The organism is Pseudomonas sp. 32A (assembly GCF_052682255.1).
Genome location: NZ_JBQYLY010000001.1, coordinates 7,067,215 through 7,090,011, shown reverse-complemented (window position 1 = coordinate 7,090,011; position 22,797 = coordinate 7,067,215). Strand labels below are relative to the sequence as shown.

The window sequence follows — 22,797 nt, the reverse complement described above, 5'->3', positions numbered from 1 at the left end:
CAACAAATAGCTCAAACGTATGCATCCGGGCGGCCCCTCCCGGAAAACCTGCTCCCGGGGCATCGTGGTGCCAGGCATTTCCCCCCGCGTCTAGTGCACCCGGGGGGCTGCCTTGATGGCCATGTACTCATCCTTGACCGCCTCAAACCCATATTTATCTTCAAGCCGTTTGACGATGAAGTGCCCCCGCGCCATGTCCTGATAGAAGTGGGTGAACAGCGTATTGATGGTCGCCCCGGTAAAGGCGCCCATCACGGGAACGGCCTGCGCCGCGAACTTGCTGGAAATGGTAAAGCCAAACTGGGTCGCGACCTTGTCGATCAGGATCGCCAGCCATTTGCCGGCTTGCCCCGGGGATAAGGTGCTGATGGCCTTGGAACCCTGCTTGGCGGCGATTCCCGCCAGTTCTTTCGACAGTTGCTGCATGGCCTGGGTGGTGAAGCTGCGGGTCATGTAGTAACCCGTTTCCGTTGCATCGTCGACCTGGCTGTTGCCGCCCATGGCAAACACCTCAATACACGCCTGCTTGGTCGAAAAGTCCCCCAGGTCAAAACCTTCGCTGCGCGCCACATCGGCGACCGCGCGCATCATGATGGTGGTGGAGATCGGCAGTTCGACAAACAGCGCCGCAAAACCGAAGGCTCCGCCGATAGCGCCCGAGGTCGCCGCGAAGGCCTTGTGCAGCCGGGTGGAGGCCGGTTTTTTCGGGCTGTTCTCCAGGCTCCTCAGCGCCGCGCCGGCGGAGGAGTGCAGCGCCGCCGCCACGGCGCCATTGATCCTTTTTGAAACCACCCCGGGCAATGCCTTCACCGCACTTTCGATGGGTGAGCCGATCATGCCGGACAGCCTGGCGGTCAGGGAGGGTGACTCGAGCAAGCCGACGGCCCGCTTGAGTTCCTGGTAGTCCTCGGGGTGGTCTTTGATGTTCACAGGTGTCTCCACGCATTTTTTTAGGCTCTCATAAACCAAAGACCCTTGGGGCGGGTCATCGTGCCATCACGCTTTGCCCATTCGTTATCTGCGCACGTGCTTCGTTCGCCAGCGGGTCGGTTAGGCTGCCACTCAAGGCGTCGCGTCTGCCGACTGCATTTTTTTGTCAGGCTCGCGCGGGCCTCGGTGGATTCGCTACTATGGGGTTCACCCGAACCCCGTCCGCCGTACCCGTTGGAGCCTCGAATGCCAAGCCAGAAGGACATCACCGCCGAGAGCGGCGCACCGATGATTCCTGATCAGCGCCGTGAGCTGATACTGCGTCAATTGCGCAAGCATCAAGTGCTGAGTGTTCATCAGTTGATGGAGATGTTCGACTGCTCCCACATGACCGTGCGGCGCGACATTGCGTTGCTGGAGCAGGAAGGCCGGGCGTATTCGGTCACCGGTGGGGTGCGCATTGCCAGCCAGCTTCACAGTGAGCCGAGCCATCAGCTCAAGGCCGTGGTGGAGTTGCCGCAGAAGCAGGCCATGGCCAAGCTTGCCGCGCGCTTGCTGCGTGCGGACATGACGGTCTACCTGGACGCAGGCACCAGCACGCTGGAGATCGTGCCTTACATCAAGGCACTCGCCGGCATGACGGTGGTGACCAACGACTTTGGCGTGGTGCAGGCACTGATGGACGCCCCGCAAGTGACGGTGATTCACACGGGCGGGCAGCTGGATCACTCCAACCACTCGTGTGTGGGCGGGCTTGCGGTGGCCACCCTGCGCCAGATGGTCACCGACATCGCCTTTATCTCCACCAGCTCCTGGGACCTGCGACGCGGGATAACCACTCCTTCGGCGCTGAAGGTGGAGGTCAAGCAGGTGGCCATGCAGTCGGCGTCGCAAGTGGTGCTGGTGGCCAGCAGTTCCAAGTACGGCACCTTCAGCATGTACAAGATCGCCGGGCTGGAGCAGTTCGATATCGTCATCAGTGACGCCGCGCTGGCCCCCGCCGCGGCGGACGGCATACGCAAGCAAGGGGTCGAACTGATGTTGCCGTCCGACCTCACGCCGGACTAACGGGCCTTTTCAGTCTGCTGCGAGCGGCGCGCAGGGGAGGGTAACGTTGTTTAGCGTGCCTTCCAGTCCCGCAGCCATTGCAGGCCGGCCGAGGTATCGCCCCGCGGTCGGTATTCGCAGCCTATCCATCCGTCATACCCCAGTTCATCGATCAGCTCGAACAGGTAAGGGTAATTCAACTCCCCGAGGTCCGGTTCATGCCGATCGGGCACGCCGGCAATCTGGATATGGCCAATGCCGCCCATGTCACGACGCAGCTTCACGGCCAGGTCGCCCTCGACGATCTGGCAGTGATAACAGTCGAACTGGACCTTCAGGTTGCGGGCGCCGACCTCCTTGCAGATGGCCTGTGCCTGATCCTGGCGGTTGAGGAAAAACCCCGGCATGTCCCGGGTGTTGATCGGTTCCAGCAGCACTGTAACGTCGGCCTGCGCAGCTTGGGCGGCAGCGTAGGCAAGGTTTTCCAGGTACACGCCATGGTGCCGCGCGCGGTCGATTTCCGACGGCAGCAAGCCGGCCATCACATGGATGCGGGTATTGCCCAGCACGGCGGCGTACTCCAGCGCCCGGTCGAAGCCGGCGCGAAACTCGTCCTCGCGACCCGGCAAGGTCGCGATGCCGCGCTCGCCCGCCGCCCAATCACCCGGCGGCGCGTTGAACAGGGCTTGTACCAGGCCGTTGTCGTTCAGGCGTTGTCGCAGTTCCTGCGGGCTGTACTCATAGGGAAACAGATACTCCACCGCCTCGAATCCGTCGGCGGCGGCCGCGGCGAAGCGCTCCAGAAACGGGTGTTCGGGGTAGAGCATGCTCAGGTTGGCAGCAAAGCGAGGCATGGGAACTCCTTCAGACAAAAGGCCAGATCAACAGGGTGACAAGGAAACCCAGGGTACCCAGCAGGGTGGTGATCACCGTCCAGGTGCGCAGGCCGTCAGCCACGTTGAGGCCGGCCAGTTTAGTGAAAATCCAGTAGCCAGCATCGTTGATGTGCGACATCGCCAGCCCGCCACCGCCCATGGCCAGGCACAGCAGGGCCATATGGTTGGGCGTCAGGTTAAGCGTGGCAATCAACGGGCTGATGATACCCGCTGTGGTCACCAGCGCCACGGTGGTCGAACCCTGTACCGCGCGCAACAGCATGGTCAGCAAAAAGCCCAGCGCCAGCACTGGCAGCCCGGTGGTGCGCAACAAGTCGGAGACCACCGCACCGATCCCGGTGTCCACCAGCACCTTGCCGAACACGCCGCCGGCGCCGGCGATCAGGATCACCATGGCCACGCCGGGCAATGCCGAGCCGATCACATCGGACACCTGGGTACGGCTCCAGCCGCGACGGGAGCCCAGCAGCCAGGCACACAGCAAGGTGTCGAGCAGCAGTGCCACCAACGGAGCGCCGAGGACGGTCATGATCGCCCGCAACGTCGACTCGATGGGCAGCAGCGACGTCGCCAGGGTGCCCAGCAGAATCAGGATGATGGGCAACAGGATCAGGCTGACGATCAGCCCGAAACCCGGTGCCGGCGCGGGCGGCAGCTTGGCAACGAGACTGCTGGTGGACTCTTCGAGGCCCATGTGCGCGACGGCGCCAGCCCCCTGTTCGACGTTCTGGGCGTTGCCGTTATGCCAGGCGCGCAGGTCATCGTTGGTCACGTGGGGGCCGTAGACCTCTGCACGGATATCATCGGACATCGGGTAAAAACGCCGGGTCATGCGTCCGGCCACGCGGTAGCCGACGTAGCACAGGAAGGCCGTGAGCGGCAGCCCGAACATCAGCACCCGGCCCAGGTCGGCGCCCAGTTGGCTGGCGGCCGCGACGGCACCGGGATGCGGAGGCAGGAAGGCGTGCACCGTGAGCAGCGCCGCGCACATCGGCAAGGCAAACATCAGCAGCGGTTTGCGCGCCCGGCGGGCAACGCCATAGGCCAGCGGCATCAGGATGATCACCCCGACTTCGAAGAACACCGGCACACCGATGATGAAGCCGGCCACCGTCAACGCCAGCGGCGTGCGTCGGTTACCGAAGCGTTCGATCAGGGTTTTCGCCAGCGCCTCGGCGCCACCGGACAACTCGATGATGCGACCTATCATGGCGCCCAGGGCGATGATGATTGCGATATGGCCGAGGGTCTTGCCCATCCCGCCTTCGATGGTGGCGACCAGGTCGGCCGGTTTCACCCCGGCGACCAACGCCACCAGGATGCTCACCAGCATCAGCGCCACAAACGGCTGGAATTTGTACTTGAGCACCAGAAACAGCAGGAGTGCGATCCCAAGGCCGGCGGTTGCCATCAGAATAAGCGGGCTCATAGCATCCACCCTGCGCATTGAGCGTGCGAAAGGTGAGTGCCGCTGTAAGGGTCAACACTGCAGTAGGGCTTGATCATGCTGGAATGTCCTGTTGTTTTTATTGTTCAGGCACGTGCTCGCGACAGCGTGGCTGCCTCTGGTCGCGAAGGCGTGCATCAAGGGGGTTGCGGGTAAAACCGGAGACCTACCACTGGGCGCCGAACGTCTCCCGCAGTTCGTCCAGTGCGGACTGGTCCAGTGGCGCCGGGCGCGGGTTGCTCATCAGCCAAAGCCGTGCGGTTTCTTCGAGTTCTTCCAGGGCATAACTGGCCTTGGACACGGAGCTTTCCCAGACCACCGGCCCCAGGCGTTCGAGCATCACACCGCGTACGCGGTTGGCCAGTTGCGCCACTTGTTCGGCGACATTGGGGGAGCCAGGGCGTTGATAGTTGATCAATGGGATATGGCCAACTTTCATCACCTGATACGGCGTCAGCGGCGGCAGGATGTCGTCCTGGCTCCATACTCCGGCCAGGGTCAGTGCCACGAGGTGGGTGGAATGGGTATGCACCACGCCACCCACGCTAGGGTTGCGATCGTAGACCTGGCGATGCAGGGCCAGGGTCTTCGACGGCTTGTCGCCCGACACCCATTTGCCCGCCAGATCGACCTTGGCAATGGCTGTCGGGTCCAGGCGTCCAAGGCAGGCGTCGGTGGGGGTGATCAGCCAGCCATCATCGAGCCGGGCGCTGATGTTGCCGGCGCTGCCCACGGTAAACCCGCGCTGATAAAGGCTGTGCCCAACCGTGCAAATCTCCTCGCGCAGTGCGTGTTCGCGACTCATTGCGCACCTCCGGCCAATTGCTTCAGGGCCTTGTCGAAAAAGTCCCGGCCGCCGAAGTTGCCGGACTTGAGGGCCAGCGCCAGCGGTTCGGCGGTGTTGCTCACGGTGGCCGGCACCCCGGGGTCGATCTGCGCGCCAATCTGCAACAGCTGTACGCCGAGCGCCTTGACCACCGCGCCGGAGGTTTCACCACCGGCGACAACGAAGCGCCGCACGCCGCTGTCGCGAAGGGCCTGGGCGATGGCGCCCAAGGCGTTCTCCACCAGCTCGCCCGCATGCTCGACACCCAGTTGCTGCTGGACCGCCTTGACTTCGTCCGGGGTGCTGGTGGCGTAGATCAAGACGGTGTGTGGCTGGTCGCGTGCAAAAGCCAAAGCGTTTGCCACCACCGGTTCACCGGCTGCCAGGGCCAGCGGATCGATGCGCAGTGCTGGTCGCCCGGTCTCGATCCAGGCGGCAACCTGGCCGTTGGTGGCGATCGACGCGCTGCCGGCCAACACCACTTCGCCGCCTTCCACCGTTGGCAGTGATGCCGGGTCGAAGTCGCGCAGCTTGCCGGCACGGCGGAAGTTTTCCGGAAGTCCCAGGGCCAGGCCCGAACCACCCGTCAACAGCGGCAAGTCGGCGCAGGCGACGCCGAGGGTATAAAGGTCCTGGTCGGACAGCGCATCGGCAACCGCCATGCCTACACCTTGGGCGCGCAGTTCAGCGATTTTCTCGCGAACCTGCGAAACGCCCTGGGCAATGCTGTCGTAGCGCAGCAGCCCAACCTTGCAGGAGGTTTGCGACTGCAGCACACGGACCAGGTTGGCATCGGTCATGGGGGTCAGCGGATGGTGCTGCATGCCCGACTCGTTGAGTAACTGGTCTTGCACGAACAAATGGCCACGGAAGATCGTCCGGCCGTTTTCCGGAAATGCCGGGCAGGCGAGAGTGAAGTCACTGCCCAGCGCCTTGAGCAGCGCTTCGCTGACTTGGCCGATATTGCCGGCAGACGTCGAGTCGAACGTGGAGCAGTACTTGAAGAAAATCTGCTCGCAACCCTGTGCGCGCAGCCATTCCAGGGCGGTCAGGGAGTCGGCGATGGCGTCGGCAACCGGCAGGGTGCGGGATTTCAGGGCAATGACGATTGCGTCTGCGTCCAGCCCGGCCGCGACTTCGTCGCTCGGAATGCCAATGCTCTGCACCGTACGCATTCCGCCGCGCACCAGCATATTGGCGAGGTCGGTGGCCCCGGTGAAATCGTCGGCGATGCAGCCCAGTAAAGGGCGTGCGGCAGGTAGGTTCATGGCGCGGTCCTTATACGGAGTCAGGCTTGGCGGTCGGCAGTTCGATGCCCGGGAAAATCTTGATCACCGCCGAATCGTCCTCACGCCCGAAACCGGCGCTGGAGGCCTGCATGAACATCTGGTGCGCGGTGGCCGACAGCGGCAGCGGAAACTTGCTGGCCCGTGCGGTATCCAGCACCAGGCCCAGGTCCTTGACGAAAATATCCACGGCGGACAACGGCGTGTAATCGGCCTTGAGAATGTGTGGCACGCGGTTCTCGAACATCCAGGAATTGCCGGCGCTGTGGGTGATCACCTCATACAAGGCATCGGCGTCGACCCCTTCGCGCAGCCCCAGCGCCATCGCTTCGGCGGAGGCGGCAATGTGCACGCCCGCCAGCAGCTGGTTGATGATCTTGACCTTGGAGCCCAGGCCATGCACATCGCCCAGTCGATAAACCTTGCCGGCCATACCCGCGAGCACCGCATCCGCCTTGGCATAGGCTTCGGCCGGGCCGGAAGTCATCATGGTCATTTCGCCGGCCGCGGCCTTGGCGGCACCGCCGGAGATCGGCGCATCCAGGTACAGCAACCCGGCGTCTGCGAGGCGCTTGCCCAGCTCCACGGCATAGGTCGGCGCCACCGTGGCACAGCCAATCACCAGGCTTCCCGGGCGCAATGCGGCCGCCGCCGAGTGTTCACCAAACAGGACGGTCTCGGTCTGTTCGGCATTCACCACCACGGTGATGATCACATCGCATTCACCCGCCATCTGTGCCGGTGAACTGCAGGCTACGCCGCCTTCGCTGGCGAACTGTTGTGTGACGGTTTCACGCACATCACAGGCATGCACATTGAAACCATTGCGCAGCAACGAGCGGGCAATGCCCAGGCCCATCGCGCCAAGTCCAATAACACCGACGTTCTTATTATTCATGGGGGGTTCCTGTTTTGTGGTCAGGGGGTGAGACAGGTTGGGCTGATAATCCACCAGTGATCGGATTATGTGAAGTTATTTTTTAAAATAACATATTTTAACATTGGCAATGTGAGCGTCCCGCAGGCCTCGTGGTGCAAGGAAAAGAGCACTAAATTGACGTCAAATAAAAAGCCTGCCGGGCTGTGTTTAGTTCCGCAACTCACAGCCGATAGCGCCTTTAAGAGTCCATTGCTCTGAAGGGGTACGTCATGTTCAATAAAACGTTGAAAACAGAACTGGCAGCCAGGACGGCCGATGTTGCAGGGTACAAAGGATTGATGGCTGCGCTTGAGCGCTCGATGGCCGTGGTCGAGTTCGACTTGAACGGCAAGGTGCTTCGCGCCAACGATAACTTCTTGCAGGCGTTGGGATATCGCCCGGATGAATTGAGTGCAAAGTCACATCGGGACTTTTGCTTGCCTGCATTGACGAACAGCGCGGCATACGGCGAATTCTGGGCCGCGCTTCGGGCCGGAAAATTCGTTTCCGGCACCTTTCAGAGAGTCAATAAAGACGGGCAGACGGTCTGGCTGGAGGCCAGTTATAACCCGGTGCTGGACGAACGTGGCCAGGTGTTGAAGGTCGTCAAGTATGCGCTTGTCGTCACCGACAAAGTGGCCCAGGAGGCCGCCACCCGCAGCAAGCTTGCGGCGCTGGACCGGGCCATGGCGGTGATCGAGTTCGACCTGAGCGGCAATGTGCTCGTCGCCAACGAAAACTTTCTGAATGTCATGGGTTATGGGCTGGCGGAACTCAAGGGCAAGCATCACCGGATGTTTTGCGAACCCGGCCTGGTGAACAGCGATGAGTACACCGACTTCTGGCGTCGGCTGAATGGGGGCGAGTTTTTCAGCGGGCAATTTAAACGCCTGGGCAAGCACGGCCGCGTCGTGTGGCTGGAGGCAAGCTATAACCCGGTGTATGACGCCGACGGCAAGTTGACCAAGATCGTCAAATTCGCCAGTGACATCACCGAGCGGGTCGAGAAATTCGAGGCCGACTCCCGTGGCGCTTCCCGGGCTTACCATATTTCTGCCGAGACCGAGAAGTTTGCCGAGCAGGGCACCCAGGTCATTCAAGAGACCGCCAGCGAGATGCGCCGCATTGCCGAAAACATCGGGGCGTCTGCGCGACTGGTGGGACAACTGGGCGATCGCTCCGAGCAGATCACCGCCATCGTCAATACCATTCGCGGGATTGCTGACCAGACCAACCTGCTGGCGCTCAATGCCGCCATCGAGGCTGCCCGCGCCGGGGATCAAGGGCGGGGGTTTGCCGTGGTTGCCGACGAGGTGAGGCAATTGGCGGGGCGCACCAGCCGCTCTACGGCGGAAATCGCCGAGATGATCAGCAAGATTCTCGCCGAGACACGGGACGCGGTCGTCAGCATGAATGCCACCCAGGAAGGGGCGCAGCGCGGCGTTACGTTGGCCGATCAAGCCGGTTCGGTGATTTTGCAGATTCGCACTGGCACCAGCGACGCGGTCGAGGCGGTGAGCATGTTCGCTTCCAAGCTCGATGAATCCGAAGTGATTCCAAAGACCGCCATCAGCTGGGTGGGGTAGAGCCTCAAGCTGCGCCTTGCTCTTGACGTCGAACAGGGAATAGAAAAAGCGCCACTCATTGAGTGGCGCTTTTTTTTGCCGGCGCTGTAAGCGGTTCAGGCATTACCCTCAGCGAAATGCCTAGAACTTGAAGCGCCCCACCAGGCCCTTGAGCTGACCGGAAATATCCGTCAACCGTCCAGACCCGGTCTGCGCCGAATGCGCAAAGCCTTCCACCAACTGCGCATCGGCATGGATCTGCGCGATGTGCCGGTTGATCTCTTCGGCCACCTGGTGCTGCTCCTCGGCGGCTGTGGCGATCTGTGTGTTCTGGTCGCGAATCGAGTCCACCGAGCCACGGATCTTGTCGAAGCTGTCGCGGGCCTGCTGGATGCGTTCCACGCTGGTGTGGGACACCAGCAGGCTGCCCTGCATCTGCTGGGTGACTTCCTGGGTGCGGCGGGCGAGGTTGCCCAGCAGGCTGTCGATTTCGCCGGTGGAGTCGGCGGTGCGTCGCGCCAGGGCGCGCACCTCGTCGGCAACCACGGCGAACCCACGGCCCTGGTCACCGGCACGTGCGGCTTCGATGGCGGCGTTAAGCGCCAGCAGGTTGGTCTGTTCGGCAATCGAGCGGATGGTGTCGAGGATGGTGTTGATGTTTTTGCTGTCCTGCTCCAGTTGCTGCATCGTCTGGGTGGAGCGCTGCAGGTCTTCGCTAAGCTTGAGCACGCTGCCGGTGGCTTCGCCGATATGCTGCTGGCCGTCGTGTACATCGCGGTAGCCTTCGTCGGCACTCGATGCGGCAGCGCTGCAGGAGCGGGCGACTTCGTTGGCGGTCGCCACCATTTCGTTGAAGGCGGTACTGACCAGCTCCACGGCTTCACGTTGGCGGCCTGCCGCCTGGTTCATGTTATGGGCGACATCGCGGGTGTCGGCGGCGGCGGCTTGCAGGTCGGAAGAGGCATTGCCGATGCGCTGCACCAACTGGGCGATCATGCTCAGGAACTGGTTGAACCAGCCCGCCAGGCTGGCGGTTTCGTCCTTGCCCTGCACCTTGAGTTGGCGGGTGAGGTCGCCTTCACCTTCGGCAATCTCTTGCAGGCCGTCGGCAACCCCGCGAATCGGGCGCACAATCACGCTGGCAAAGCTGGCGCCGACAATCGCGAACACCACGGCCAGTGCGGCGGCGATGGCGGCGATCAGCCAAGTCAGGCGAGTGGCGCCGGCCATCACTTCGTCGCGCTTGATCAGGCCGATAAAACGCCAGCCCAGGTCTTTGGAACTGACCACGTTGGCCATGTAGGTCACACCCTCGATGTTCACCTGGGTCACGCCGTCGCCGCGCTTGGCCAGCTCGGCATAATCAGGGCCCAGATCGGCCATCGGTTTGAAGTTGTGCTTGGCGTCGCTGGGGTCTACCAGCACGTTGCCGTTGGCTTCCACCAGCATCAGGTAGCCGCTGTCGCCGAGCTTGATGTTGCGCACCAGTTCGGTGAGTTGCTTGAGCGACACGTCCAGGCCGACGACGCCGAGGATCTTGCCCGTGTCGTCGGCGACGGTGTGCACAGTGCCGATCAGCGACACATCGTCTGGCGCCCAATAGTAGGCGCCGGTACGCACGGTCTTGCCTGGCGCAGCGATGGCCGCCTGGTACCAGGGGCGCACGCGCGGGTCGTAGTTGTTCAGTTTGGTGTCGTCAGGCCAACTGGCGTAACCGCCGTCGCTCAGTCCCAGGGACAGGTAGACGGTGCTGGGATGGCTTTTGGCGAACTGGTCGAAAATCCCCAGAAGGTCCTTGTTGGTCGCAGTCAGCGGAATTTGTGCAGCGTCGGCGCCGGCATAACTCTTGAGGTCCTTGGCCGCGACAACGCGCGGGTCCTTGGCCACGTATTCGACGTTCTGGCTGATGCCGTCGAAAAATTGCTTCATGCCGTTGTCGATCTGACGGATCTCGCGGCCGCTGCTGTCGAGGAAATTGGCCATGGCCCCCTCGCGCACATTCAGCACCACCAGAATGGCCACCAGGATGACCGGCAGGCACGCGATGGCCGCAAAGGCCCAGGTCAGCTTCTGCTTGATATTCATGACTTCACCTGCGGGTATTTATAGTTTTGGCAAGGAGAAACAGTGGGGTCGAACGTCGCATGTGTTGTTTTGACGGCGGGTGTGGCCATGCGTACCCCCTGTATATCGACTGCTGGGGCACGCACTTGAGGCCGAAGGTGCGGTTTAACGGTGGGGGCTGGTGGTCTCAGTCCTCGAACACCGCGCCATCAAACGCCTCTGCTAAACGTGATGCATAAGTTTCTCAAACGTCATCAACCATCTTTTTACGGCGTGATACGCTAGCCCTACTTTTGAATTGGCACTGGTCGTTCCCGCATATACGGCGACAGTGAGGAGTGAACATGTCGAAAATTTCCCACCATGATCTGCGGCGCTCGTTTCGCGAGCTGCTGGCCTCCCAGCACTGCTTTCACACCGCCTCGGTGTTCGACCCGATGTCTGCCAGGATTGCGGCAGACCTGGGCTTTGAAGTCGGCATCCTGGGTGGTTCGGTGGCGTCGCTGCAAGTGTTGGCTGCGCCGGACTTCGCGCTGATTACCCTGAGTGAGTTCGTCGAGCAGGCCACCCGCATCGGCCGGGTGGCGCAACTTCCGGTGATCGCCGACGCTGACCACGGCTACGGCAATGCTCTGAACGTGATGCGCACGGTCCAGGAACTGGAGCGTGCGGGCGTTTCAGCGCTGACCATTGAAGATACCTTGCTGCCCGCGCAGTTCGGGCGCAAATCCACCGACCTCATCAGCACGGAAGAGGGCGTGGGCAAGGTCAAGGCAGCCCTGGAGGCGCGGGTCGATCCGCAGCTTTCAATCATCGCGCGCACCAACGCCGCCGTGCTGCCGGTGGAAGACGTTATCCATCGCACCAAGGCGTATCAAGAAGCCGGTGCAGACGGCATCTGCATGGTGGGTGTCCGTGACTTCGACCACCTTGAACAGATCGCCGAAGGCCTGACGGTCCCGTTGATGCTGGTGACCTACGCCAACCCGAATCTTAATGACAACGAACGCCTGGCCAAACTGGGTGTGCGGATTGTGGTGGCCGGCCACGGCGCGTACTTCGCCTCGATCAAGGCCACCTACGACAGCCTTCGTGAACAGCGCAACCTCACGCGCAGCACGTCGAACCTGACCGCCAGCGAACTGACCCATACCTACACCTTCCCCGACACCTACGTGAGCTGGGCCAAGGAGTTCATGGATGTTCAAGAGTAGAGCCCGCTAGGCGTCAGGCGTTACGCGACAGAAACTGAAAAAGGACCTCTGAAAAGAGGTCCTTTTTTTTCGTCTGCACAAACGTGTTTCTTCGTGGGTTGCCACCGCCGACAACGTCCGAACCGCAACGCTTAAGCTAATGCAAAAAAGGTATTTATTCCTGCTTTTTAAGATCGTTTAGCTTTATGCCCACGGAAGGTGTTGCGCTTCAAGCGCAGCGCTTTTTTTTGCGTTTGGCTACCTGGAGCTACTGTGACAATCATTCAATCCCCGTTGGCGACTGCCTGGGTCGAGCCTTCCCGACACCCTGAGGGGACCGGAGACGATCACGCGAACGACGGTGATGTGGTGCTTGAGCTGCGAAACATCACCAAGGCTTATGCGCGAAAAGACGCGTCTGCGCTGCCCGCCGTCAGCAATATCAACTTGAAGGTACGCCGCGGAGAAGTCCTCTGTCTGATGGGCACCTCCGGCAGCGGCAAGTCGACGTTGTTGCGGCACATCAACCGCTTGATCGAGCCCACCAGCGGCGAGGTGTTGATTGAAGGCGAGGCCATCAGCGAGCTGAGCAGCAAGGCTTTGCGTGCATTGCGCTCGCGCCGTATCGGCATGGTGTTTCAACATTTCGGCCTGTTACCCCACCGCACGGTTCTGGACAACGTCGCGTTGCCGTTGGAGTTGCGCGGGGAACCCGAGCCGGCTCGTCATGCGGCGGCCATTACGCAGTTAAAGGCCGTAGGGTTGGACGGTTGGGGAGAGCATTATCCCCATGAGCTGTCCGGAGGCATGCAGCAACGCGTCGGGTTGGCCAGGGCGCTGGTGACGCAGCCCGATATCCTGCTGATGGACGAGCCATTCAGCGCACTCGACCCCACCATCCGACGCGATTTGCAACGTCACTTCCTGGCCCTGGCACGGGAGCGCGGGATCAGCACCTTGCTGGTCACCCACGACCCGGCAGAAGCTATCCTGCTGGCCGACCGTATTGCCGTGCTACGCAAAGGCCGATTGGTGCAATTGGGCACTCCGGCACAGTTGCTTGAGCGTCCTGCCGATGCAGAAGTCGCCGATTTTTTTCGCGACTGCGCGCCCACGCCATCCCCGGTGCAACAGCTTGCCAGCGTCCGTCTCCAGGCTCCCGATGCCGAGCCTCGTGAGCAACGCGCCAGCTCCCGTCTACGCGGGTGGCAAGCGCTGCTGCTGGGGCCGGCAGCGCTGGCGGCCCGTGGCAGGGGCGGCTTGTTCTGGCTGACATTCGCCGCCGAACTTGCCGCATTGACCTTCCTGGTCAAAAGCATTATCAGCGGCGCGTGGTTCGCGGTCCTGGCCGCCATGGCGGTGCTCGGCGCCAGTCGTTTCCTGGCTGTTTCCCTCAGCCGTCAGCCGGTGCGCCGCAACGTATCGAGTTGGGTGCTGCCGTTGATGGTACTGCTTGCGAGTGAGGCGCTGGTGGTCTGGCGAGTCATCACGCCGGACACCCATAGCGCGTTGCTTCAGTTTCCGGCAAACCGGCAAGCGTTGTTGTTTGCAGCAGACAGTATCGACCAGTTCATCGGTTGGTCTCAGGTGACCTTCGAAGGCGCATTTGTCGGGGTGATTGTCGCCGTCCGTACCGTCATCGAGGGCATCGAAAACCTGCTGGGATGGTTGCCATGGTCGGTTTCGGCATTGGCGCTGGTGTTGTTGGCCTGGCGTTCGGCCGGCCTGGCGCTGGCGCTGACAAGCAGCGCCGCATTGTTGTACATCGGCCTGTTCGGTTTCTGGGAGCGCACCATCGCCACGCTGGCGCTGGTGGGCTCGTCGGTACTGATCGCGCTGGTCATCGGCGTGCCCACCGGCATCCTCCTGGCGAAACGACGGCTGTTTCGCCGTGTGGTAACGCCGTTGCTGGATGTGATGCAGACGCTGCCCACCTTTGTGTACCTGATTCCCGCCGTGGCGTTCTTCTCCGTGGGCAAGACGCCGGCGGTGATCGCGACGGTGATTTTTGCCTTGGCGCCGATGATTCGCCTGACATCGCTGGGCATCCAGGAAGTCCCCAAGGATGCCGTCGAGGCGGCTGTCGCCCATGGCGCCAGTCCCTGGCAAACCCTGATCAAGGTCCAGTTGCCGCTGGCCCGCCGTTCCTTGTTGCTGGGCATCAACCAAACCATCGTCATGAGCCTGTCGATGGTCGTGGTCGCGGCCCTGATCGGCGCCGGAGGCCTGGGTTATGACGTGATGACGGCGCTGCGCAACATCAAGGGAGGCGAGGGCATGCTGGCCGGTGTCGCGATTGTGCTGTGCGCGCTTATCCCGGACCGAATCATTCAATCGAGCTTGCGCAAGCAAGATCACCTGCACAACCCAGAGTGAGATTTATCGTGAACACACCCTTATCGCGCCGCTGGGGAGCCGCCGCACTGTTGGCTTCCCTGATTTTCTCCCCGACGGTTTTCGCCAAGGACAAGATTGTCATTGGCGAGCAAAACTGGACGGGCGCAATCGCCATTCAGCACATTCTTGGAGAAGTTATCGAAAGCCGCCTGAACGGTGATGTGTCGTACCTGGCCGGGGACGTGGCGGTGCTGTTCAGTGCCGCTGCCAAAGGCGATGGCGCGGTGGATGTGCTGACCGACATCTGGTTGCCCAACCAGTCGGCAGCATGGGCCCGATACGTGACAGGCGGCACCCGTTCACTGGTGCCGAACGCCCACCCTTATGCCGGCGAGCAGGGGTTTTACATCCCGGGGTATATCCAGGACAAGTACGGTGTGAAATCGGTCTACGACCTGAAGAAACCGGAAGTGGCCAAGCTCTTCGAGCCTCTGGGCGGTGGCGAGGCACAGCTGCTGGTCGGCCCGGCAGGCTGGGAGTCGACCTATATCGGCCAGATCAAGGCCAAGGATTATGGGTTCGCCGATCAATTCGAGGCGGTGTCCACCGAGGCTTCTGTGACCTACGCCAAGCTGGCGGCGGCGTACAAGGCGCAACGCGGCGTGGTGTTTTACGCCTATACCCCAGACTGGATTTTCTCGGCGTTTGACCTGCGACGTCTGGAAGAACCGGCGTTCGACGGTTACGCCCAGGACAACAAAAAGGATGACCCGCTGTACAAGGCCGATGGCTGCTGGAAATTTATCAGCCCGACGGTCGACCCGGATTGGCTGAACAAGAGCCAGATTACCTGTGCCTTCCCCGACGCCAGGGTCTATGTGCTGGCTTCGACGGCCTTGCAGAAGCGCGCACCCAAAATCGCTGAATTCCTGCGTAATTTCTCGATTGAACCGGCGCAGTTGAATACCCTGATCCTGAAGATCGAAAAAGAGAAACTGCCGGCAGATGCAGCGGCCAAGGCGTGGGTCCAGGCGAACCCGGCGACGGTTGATCAATGGTTGGCCCCGTCGGCGCAAAAAGTGAGTACAAACCCATGAGCCAGATTGCTTTGCGCCTGCTCGATGGCGGCATGGGCCGTGAGTTGAAACGCATCGGGGCGCCGTTCCGCCAGCCTGAATGGTCGGCGCTGGCGTTGATCGAGGCACCGGAGTTTGTGCTCCAGGCTCACGGAGCATTCATTGCTGCCGGTGCCCGGATCATCACCACCAACAGTTATGCCGTGGTGCCGTTTCATATCGGCGATGCACGTTTTGCCGAGCAGGGTCGTTTGCTGGCAGAGCGGGCAGGGCGCCTGGCGCGTCAGGCTGCCGCCGAGAGTGCCGAGCCAGTGGTGGTGGCGGGCTCGTTGCCACCGGCCCTGGGCTCCTATCGCCCCGACCTGTTTGATCATCAACGTTCGGTCGCGATCCATCGCGAGCTGATCGATGGGCTGCAAGCCCATGTGGATGTCTGGCTGGCGGAGACCCAGAGTTCGACCGCTGAAGTTCGAGCGGTCGTTGAGGCGTTGGGCGCGCAATCCAAGCCACTTTGGGTATCGTTTACGCTGCTGGATGAAACGGATGGGCCCGCGCGGCTGCGCTCCACCGAATCGGTGGGCGACGCCGTACGTGTGGCGGCACAATTGGGCGCGCAGGCGGTGCTCTTCAATTGCAGTCAGCCGGAAGTCATGGCAGCGGCACTCACCGAGGCCAGGATGGTGATTCAAAGCCTTGGCCAACGCATCGAGCTGGGGGTTTATGCCAACGCGTTTCCTCCCGTCAGCACAGAGGCCAAGGCGAATAGTACGCTGTTGGAAATTCGTAGTGACCTGGGCCCCGAGTCTTACCTGGACTGGTCCAGAACCTGGGTCGAGGCGGGCGCGACCATCGTTGGCGGCTGCTGCGGCATCGGGCCCGAGCACATCGCGCAGTTGCACCTGCACCTGAGGCCGCAAAGAGAGGTTGCGCCATAGGAGTGAACCAAGACCATGGCGACCGTGATCAACCCGGATGACTATCTGGAAACCGAGTTCGGACGGGAGTACACGCCTGAGCGCAATCGCAAGGCATGGCAGCTCGCGTATGCACGCTTGAGGGATGCAAACCATAGAACAGCAGGCCAAGGGCACTCGTTAAAGGTACTCACACTCCGTCCGCAGCAGCGAAAGCTGAACCAGGTCTTGATGAACTCCGTTCCAGTAACCCGCCTGCCTCAACGTTCCTTCCCGCACGAACCCGGCTTTTTCAAGCAGGTTCAGTGACCGGGCATTGTCGGGATGAACCAGCGCTTCGATCCTGTTGAGTTCCATGTGCTGGAACGCCCATCGAACGGCGGCGTAAACCGCCTCCTTCATCAGCCCGCGGCCTTGTGCTGACTGCGCCATCTCAAAGCTGATCGCACAGCTTCGCCACGCACGATTCCATTTGAAGAAACCACAGGTGCCGATCAGCTCTGCCGTGGCTGTGTTCTCAATCCCCCAGCGAATGCCTGGGTTGGGCGACGTACGCCAACTGGCAAATACCTCAATCAATTGCTCCGCTTGGCGAGGTTCGGTCAGCGGATCGGTGCCGAACCACCTCATTGCCTCTGCGTCGCCATGAATCGCAAACAACGCCGCCGCGTCCTGCTGTGTCAGCGCCCTGAGGGTCAGGCGTTCGGTTTTGACGATGGGGAATTCGGACACTGGCGGCGTCACCTTTAAGAAAAACGATTCTCTAAGGTGTGTCTTACACGGCAAAAAATCAATCAAGTGGGCCCATGATCGCACCCACGCACCGTGTGGGGAGTGAAAGCACAGCTGCTTTTATGTGGGAGCGGGCTTGCTCGCGAAAAACCTGAGAGCGCCGCGTTCATCCAGAATGCCCGCGTCATCGTTAACGACCTTCGCGAGCAAGCCCGCTCCCACATTTGGATCGTGCCCGCTTTAGCTTTTGATTTACAACACTCAAGCCGGCCGGGAGGCCGCTGTGCTTTTGATCTGCTTTTGATCTCAGGCGCCCCAAAAGCCACCGTTACCGAAAAACGGATAGGCACACATCACCCCACCCAGCCCCCCCACATTGCACCCACGCCCCAGAGCCGATAGTCTTGCAAACCATTACCAAAACCCCAATGCCCCCGGGCCCATTGGGTAAAAGGAGAGGTTTGTGAACATCGGACAGTTCGCCTTTCAACGCCAGGTTGAAACTCTATACGTCGACCACAACAGCTGGCTGCGCACCGTGCTGCGGCGCAAATTGGGCAACGCATTCGACGCCGCCGACCTGGCCCACGACGTCTACCTGCAACTCATGCGCAAGGGCCAACTCCCGCCCACCGGCGAATCCCGCCGCCACCTGACCCAAATCGCCAACGGCCTGGTCATCGACCTCTACCGCCGTCGCCAGATCGAAACCGCTTACCTGCAAGCCCTGACCCTCTTGCCCGAACCCTGCGCGGCCGATGAAGAAACCCGCGCCCTGGCCATCGAAGCCCTGATCGAAATCGACGCCGCCCTGCACAACCTGCCACCCAAGGCCCGCCAGGCCCTGTTGCTGTGCAAACTCGATGGCCTGAGCTACCGCGAGATCGCCGCCGAGCTGCACGTCTCCGTCTCCTCGGTGGAAAAATACATCGCCACCGGCCTGCAGGCCTGCTACCAAACCCTGCACGGCTGACCCACGGCGATGTCGACCGAACAGCCAATCGCCCCCGATATCATCGAGCGCGCCACCGCCTGGATGGCTCGCCTGTGGGCCGATGACGTCAGCGCCGAAGACCACGCCAACTGCCTGCGCTGGCGCGCCGAACACCCCCATCACGAATTGGCCTGGACACGCCTGCTGGGCTTCGAGCAAAAACTCAACAGCGTCCCCGCCGCAGTAGCCAGGCACAGCCTGGCCGAACCCGAAGCACCCGATTCCCTCAATCGCCGCCGCACCCTGCGGCTGCTGGGCCTGTTGGTCGCAGCCGGTGGCCTCACCTACGGCGTGCTCCGCACTGACGCCTGGCAACTGGCAAGTGCCGGCCATAGCACCCGCACTGGCGAAATTCGCGAAGTCGTATTGCCCGACGGTACCCGCCTGGTGTTGGGCTCGGCCTCGGCGATTGACGTGCAATTCGACGACCACCAACGCCTGATACTGCTGCGGGCCGGTGAGGTCTTCATCGCCACTGCGCCTTCACCCCGGCCGTTTCGGGTGCAGAGTCGCCAAGGTGTGTTTCAGGCCCTGGGCACGCGCTTCAGTGTCCGCCAATGCGACGACGACAGCTGCCAGTTGGCAGTGCTTGAGGGCGCCGTACGCGTGCAGCCCGACCATGGCCCAGCGGCGCGAGTGGAGGCGGGGCAAGGTGCCGCGGTTTCCAGGGACAAGGTGCAACCGACTGCGGCGGTGACTGACCGCAGCATCGCCTGGGTCAAAGGACTATTGATCGCCGATGGCACCCGGTTGGACGAACTGATCGCCGAGCTGGCGCGCTACCGCCCCGGTGTACTGCGCTGTGCGCCGGAGGTGGCGACGCTGCGGGTCAGCGGCGTGTTGCACCTGGAAAATACCGACCTGGCCCTGAACAACCTGGCCGCCGCGTTGCCGATCCAGGTGGTGAGGCGCACCCGCTATTGGGTGACGGTCAGTGCCCCGGCCTGAAAAAACCTTGAGATTTTGATTGAGGGTTTTGGCCGCTCGTTCGGAAGATAAGGTAAGGGCGAGCAAAGGCTCATTCAGTCAGGGAGACTTCATGAGTAACAAGGATGTGGCTGCGGCCAAACCCAGGGGGCGGGGCGCGGTCTCGCAAGTGCTGCGGCCGGTGCGCGGGCGACTGATCGCTGCGGCACTGCTGGCCGGTGTGGGCAGCATGCTGACGTTGGTGCCGCAGGGGGGCATTGTGCACATTGCCAGGATTGCACTCGGCGGGCCGTCGATGGCCCAGGCATCGGGCGAGGTGTGGTTGACCATCAGTGTCAGCCTGGCGAGCCTGTTCGTGGGCCTGCTGTTGATGACGGTTGCGGAGACGGTCGCGCACCTGGCCGACAACCACCTCACTCGCCACCTGCGCCTGGCAATCGCCCAGCGGCTGAGCCAGGTGCGGCTGGGCTGGTTCACCGAGCGGGCGTCGGGCGAGGTCAAGCAGGCGATGCAGGACGACATCGGCACCCTGCACAGCCTGACTGCACATTTCTATACCACCGCCGGGCGTTGCGCCGGGGCAGTGCTGCTGTCGGCGGTGTATCTGTTCTCGGTCGACTGGCGCATGGCGCTGGTATCGCTGTTGCCGTTTCCGGGGTTCTTCCTGTTCTTCAATCGTGCGATGAAAGCCAGCGGCCGCACCAGGCAGGCCTTTGTCGAACGCATGACCCGGGTCAATAACGCAGTCGTCGAGTTCGTCAACGGCATTCCGGTGGTCAAGGCCTTCGGTGCCATCGGCAAGGCCCACGCAAGCTACCGCAAGGCGGTGGATGATTTCAGCAAAGCCTTCGTTGAATTCACCCGGCCGCGGGTGGGGACGATGGCCAACGCCAACGCAATGATCGCCCCGGTGACGGTGCTGGCAACGGTGCTGACGTTCGGCCTGGTGTTTATCAGCCTGGGCTGGATCAGCGCCGTGGAGGTACTGCCGTTCGCCATTGTCGCGCCGGGTATTTGCGCGCCGCTGATGCTGCTGAGTTACATCACTCACGACCTGAACAACGCCGTTGGCGCCGCCGAGCGTGTACAGGCACTGCTGGCGACACCGGTGCTGGCGCAGGTGGAACCGGGTTCCGAGCGGCTGCCCAAGGACGCCGAAGTACGCGTGGAAAACCTCGGGTACGCCTACGACCCGCAGAACCCCGTACTGTCGAACATCAGCTTCACCCTCAAGCCCGGTACCGTCACCGCCATTGTCGGCGCTTCGGGCTCGGGCAAGTCGACCCTGGCGCGCTTGCTGCTGCGCTTTTTTGACCCGACCGAAGGGCGTATCACCCTGGGCGGCGTCGACCTGCGGCAGATCGAGACCTCGCAGCTCTACAACCTGATCGGGTTTGTGCTGCAAGAGGTACGCCTGGTCCACGCCAGCGTTGCCGAAAACATCGCCCTCGGCCGGCCCAGCGCCAGCCGCAAGGAAATCGAGGCGGCCGCCCGGGCCGCGAATATCCACGAATGCATCATCGGCTTGCCACGGGGCTACGCCTCGGTGATCGGCGAGGACGCGCAGTTGTCCGGTGGTGAGCAGCAGCGCATCAGCATCGCCCGCGCGGTATTGCTGGCGCCGCCGGTGCTGGTGCTGGACGAGCCCACGGCCGCCGCCGATGCCGGGAACGAGGTGGCGATCCAGGACGCGCTGTCGCGCTTTGCCCAAGGGCGCACGCTGCTGGTGATCGCCCATCGCCTCGACACCGTGATGCACGCCGACCACATCATCGTGCTGGAAAACGGCCGCATCGTTGAGCAGGGCAACCATCCTCGACTGATCGCACAGGAGGGCCGCTATGCGCGCCTTTGGGCGTCGGGCGGCTACAAACAGACCCGCGAACAGGCGCTGCCGACATGCTGAAAACCTTTATCGAACTGTTGGGCGACGACGGGCCAGTCTTGCATCGCTATGTGAGAAAGGTGGTGTTCTACGGCGCGCTCTGTGGGCTGACCATCGCTGCGCTGGTGCCGGTACTGACCGATATGCTCAACGGTGATCTTGCCGAAGCAGCGCTGTGGCTGGTGGTATTCCTGGCGGCGGTGGCGACGTGTTGGGCGACGCGACGGGAAGTTGAAAAGGCTGGTGTCGCGGTGGGCGTGGCGGTGCTGCAAGGCGGCCGTCAGCGGATCGGCGACCACGTCGTCGGGCTGCCGGTCGGCTGGTTTACGCCGGATAACACTGCGCGGCTCAACCAGGTGGTGACCCAGGGCATGATGACCGTGGCCCAACTGCCGGCCCATGTATTTACCCCGGTGCTCAGCGGCATAGTGACGCCGTTGGTGCTGGTGCTGGCGTTGTGTGTGTTGAACTGGAAAATGGGCCTGATCGCCTTCTTGGCATTGCCGATTCTCGGTGCCGTGTTCTGGTTCAGCGCGCGGCTGGGCCGGCGTGCCGACCGGGCGTTCCAGCGCAGCTCGGCCGATACCAGCCAACGCATGCTGGAGTTCGCCCAATCGCAGTCGGTGTTACGTGCGTTCAGTGGTGGCGGTCGCTCGGTGTTCCTGCAGCGGGCGATTGAGCAGCAGCACGCGACAGGGGCGCGCCTGATCCTGTTGTCCGCAACCTCGGTGCTGCTGAATATGTGGCTGGTGCAGATGGTGTTCGCCGCCCTGTTGATCGCCGCTGCAGTGTGGCTTGACGCGTACCTGGGGAATGCCTTGCACGTGGGTTCGGTGATCGCAGTGATGGTCTCGCTGTTGCTGGTCAGCCGCTTCATTGACCCGCTGCTGGAGGTGGCCGGCTACGGCGAGACGTTGCGCGGCGCCGGGATGCAACTTGAGGCGGTGCGCGAGATACTGGCCGCATCGCCGCTGAAGGAGCCGAGCGCGCCGCAATCCCCACGGGATGCCTCAGTGGAATTGTGCGACGTCAGCTTTCGTCACCCGGGTAGTCCTCGGGACGTGCTGCGCGGAATAAACCTGCGTATTGAGCCCGGTAGCATGACCGCACTCGTAGGGGATTCCGGCTCCGGCAAGACCACGCTCTTGCGGTTGGTCGCGCGATTTTTCGAGGTCAGCCAGGGCCAGGTGTGTATCGGTGGCGTGGATGTGCGACAGATGTCCGTTGAGCAACTCCACGCGCAGATCAGCCAGATCTTCCAGGACACCTACCTGTTTCAGGGCAGCGTCGCCGACAACATTCGCCTCGGCAAGCCCGATGCCAGCGATGCACAAGTGCTGAAGGCCGCGCGACAGGCCGGCGTGCAAGACATCATCGAGCGTCTGCCCATGGGCCTGTCGACCAGCGTGGGCGAGGGCGGGGCACGCCTGTCCGGTGGCGAGCGCCAGCGCGTCGCGATCGCCCGGGCGCTGGTCAAGGGCGCGCCGATCCTGTTGGTGGACGAAGCCACGGCTGCGCTGGACGCCGAGAACCAGGCGGTCATTGCCGAAACCCTGGCACGGCTGCGCGGCACGTGCACATTGATCGTGATCGCGCATCAGCTGTCGACAGTGGTGATGGCCGACCAGATCGTGGTGCTTGAAGAGGGCCGGATCGTAGAGCACGGCACGCCTGAACAACTGACGGCCCGCCAGGGGCGCTATGCCCGGTTCCTGGCGCAGCGGCGGGCGTCGAAGGGCTGGCGTATCGCCTAGTGGAC

Annotated in this window: 17 protein-coding genes and 3 pseudogenes; 11 read left to right on the top strand and 9 right to left on the bottom strand. The window is 62.3% G+C overall.

The window, feature by feature from the left end:
* Nucleotides 1-90 precede the first annotated feature (90 nt).
* A complete protein-coding gene (locus ACUN0G_RS32375; protein WP_445575393.1) occupies nt 91-930 on the bottom strand; it encodes an EcsC family protein in 840 nt (279 codons plus the stop codon).
* Nucleotides 931-1,176: 246 nt separating this feature from the next.
* Here ACUN0G_RS32375 and ACUN0G_RS32370 point away from each other — a divergent pair, with 246 nt between their 5' ends.
* A complete protein-coding gene (locus ACUN0G_RS32370; protein ID WP_421523928.1) occupies nt 1,177-1,998 on the top strand; it encodes a DeoR/GlpR family DNA-binding transcription regulator in 822 nt (273 codons plus the stop codon).
* Between the two features lie 50 nt (nt 1,999-2,048).
* Here ACUN0G_RS32370 and otnI read toward each other — a convergent pair whose 3' ends face one another.
* From otnI to ltnD, 5 genes are all read right to left on the bottom strand, one after another.
* Entirely contained in the window at nt 2,049-2,831 is a 783-nt protein-coding gene (otnI, locus tag ACUN0G_RS32365) for a 2-oxo-tetronate isomerase (protein ID WP_445575392.1), read from the bottom strand.
* Nucleotides 2,832-2,841: 10 nt separating this feature from the next.
* On the bottom strand, nt 2,842-4,302 hold the full coding sequence (locus ACUN0G_RS32360) for a GntT/GntP/DsdX family permease (RefSeq protein WP_063028994.1): 1,461 nt from the start codon (nt 4,300-4,302) through the stop codon (nt 2,842-2,844).
* 184 nt (nt 4,303-4,486) lie between these two features.
* The gene (otnC, locus tag ACUN0G_RS32355) at nt 4,487-5,125 is read right to left on the bottom strand and encodes a 3-oxo-tetronate 4-phosphate decarboxylase (RefSeq protein WP_445575391.1); all 639 of its coding nucleotides are present in this window, start codon (nt 5,123-5,125) and stop codon (nt 4,487-4,489) included.
* Nucleotides 5,122-6,414, bottom strand: coding sequence for a 3-oxo-tetronate kinase (otnK, locus tag ACUN0G_RS32350; protein WP_445575390.1), 1,293 nt, complete (start codon nt 6,412-6,414; stop codon nt 5,122-5,124). The genes otnC and otnK overlap by 4 nt, the downstream gene beginning before the upstream one ends.
* Before the next feature lie 10 nt (nt 6,415-6,424).
* Nucleotides 6,425-7,330 carry an L-threonate dehydrogenase gene (ltnD, locus tag ACUN0G_RS32345; protein WP_177027471.1) on the bottom strand — a complete coding sequence of 302 codons (906 nt, stop codon included), beginning with the start codon at nt 7,328-7,330 and terminating at the stop codon, nt 6,425-6,427.
* Nucleotides 7,331-7,581: 251 nt separating this feature from the next.
* On the opposite strand from ltnD, the pseudogene ACUN0G_RS32340 reads away from it, so the two are divergent.
* Together ACUN0G_RS32340 and ACUN0G_RS32335 are read left to right on the top strand one after the other, a co-directional pair.
* A pseudogene (locus ACUN0G_RS32340) lies at nt 7,582-8,346 on the top strand (PAS domain-containing protein); the annotation flags it as partial.
* The gene (locus ACUN0G_RS32335; protein ID WP_442968512.1) at nt 8,320-8,937 is read left to right on the top strand and encodes a methyl-accepting chemotaxis protein; all 618 of its coding nucleotides are present in this window, start codon (nt 8,320-8,322) and stop codon (nt 8,935-8,937) included. The pseudogene ACUN0G_RS32340 and the gene ACUN0G_RS32335, both read left to right, overlap by 27 nt.
* Before the next feature lie 120 nt (nt 8,938-9,057).
* Here the strand turns inward: ACUN0G_RS32335 and ACUN0G_RS32330 are convergent.
* Nucleotides 9,058-9,600, bottom strand: a pseudogene (locus ACUN0G_RS32330) (methyl-accepting chemotaxis protein); the annotation flags it as partial.
* Nucleotides 9,601-9,921: 321 nt separating this feature from the next.
* Nucleotides 9,922-10,899: pseudogene (locus tag ACUN0G_RS32325) on the bottom strand (HAMP domain-containing protein); the annotation flags it as partial.
* A gap of 425 nt (nt 10,900-11,324) precedes the next feature.
* On the opposite strand from ACUN0G_RS32325, the gene ACUN0G_RS32320 reads away from it, so the two are divergent.
* The 4 genes from ACUN0G_RS32320 (at nt 11,325) to ACUN0G_RS32305 (ending at nt 16,521) form a co-directional block, all read left to right on the top strand.
* Entirely contained in the window at nt 11,325-12,194 is an 870-nt protein-coding gene (locus tag ACUN0G_RS32320; RefSeq protein WP_017475386.1) for an isocitrate lyase/PEP mutase family protein, read from the top strand.
* 345 nt (nt 12,195-12,539) lie between these two features.
* Complete coding sequence (locus tag ACUN0G_RS32315) at nt 12,540-14,549, top strand: ATP-binding cassette domain-containing protein (protein ID WP_445575624.1); 2,010 nt, start codon at nt 12,540-12,542, stop codon at nt 14,547-14,549.
* A gap of 8 nt (nt 14,550-14,557) precedes the next feature.
* On the top strand, nt 14,558-15,607 hold the full coding sequence (locus tag ACUN0G_RS32310; protein WP_445575389.1) for an ABC transporter substrate-binding protein: 1,050 nt from the start codon (nt 14,558-14,560) through the stop codon (nt 15,605-15,607).
* Nucleotides 15,604-16,521 (top strand): homocysteine S-methyltransferase family protein, encoded by a 918-nt coding sequence (locus tag ACUN0G_RS32305; RefSeq protein ID WP_445575388.1) that lies wholly within the window; start codon nt 15,604-15,606, stop codon nt 16,519-16,521. Before ACUN0G_RS32310 ends, ACUN0G_RS32305 begins: the two co-directional genes overlap by 4 nt.
* 159 nt (nt 16,522-16,680) lie before the next feature.
* On the opposite strand, the gene ACUN0G_RS32300 is transcribed toward ACUN0G_RS32305, so the two are convergent.
* Complete coding sequence (locus tag ACUN0G_RS32300) at nt 16,681-17,232, bottom strand: GNAT family N-acetyltransferase (RefSeq protein WP_445575387.1); 552 nt, start codon at nt 17,230-17,232, stop codon at nt 16,681-16,683.
* Nucleotides 17,233-17,695: 463 nt separating this feature from the next.
* Here ACUN0G_RS32300 and ACUN0G_RS32295 point away from each other — a divergent pair, with 463 nt between their 5' ends.
* From ACUN0G_RS32295 to ACUN0G_RS32280, 4 genes are all read left to right on the top strand, one after another.
* Entirely contained in the window at nt 17,696-18,205 is a 510-nt protein-coding gene (locus ACUN0G_RS32295) for a sigma-70 family RNA polymerase sigma factor (RefSeq protein ID WP_445575386.1), read from the top strand.
* A 9-nt stretch (nt 18,206-18,214) separates the two neighbouring features.
* Nucleotides 18,215-19,174: a FecR domain-containing protein gene (locus ACUN0G_RS32290; protein ID WP_445575385.1), complete on the top strand. Its 960-nt coding sequence runs from the start codon at nt 18,215-18,217 to the stop codon at nt 19,172-19,174.
* A gap of 91 nt (nt 19,175-19,265) precedes the next feature.
* Nucleotides 19,266-21,059 carry an ABC transporter ATP-binding protein gene (locus ACUN0G_RS32285; RefSeq protein WP_445575384.1) on the top strand — a complete coding sequence of 598 codons (1,794 nt, stop codon included), beginning with the start codon at nt 19,266-19,268 and terminating at the stop codon, nt 21,057-21,059.
* Entirely contained in the window at nt 21,053-22,792 is a 1,740-nt protein-coding gene (locus ACUN0G_RS32280) for an ABC transporter ATP-binding protein (protein WP_445575383.1), read from the top strand. Before ACUN0G_RS32285 ends, ACUN0G_RS32280 begins: the two co-directional genes overlap by 7 nt.
* Nucleotides 22,793-22,797 lie beyond the last annotated feature (5 nt).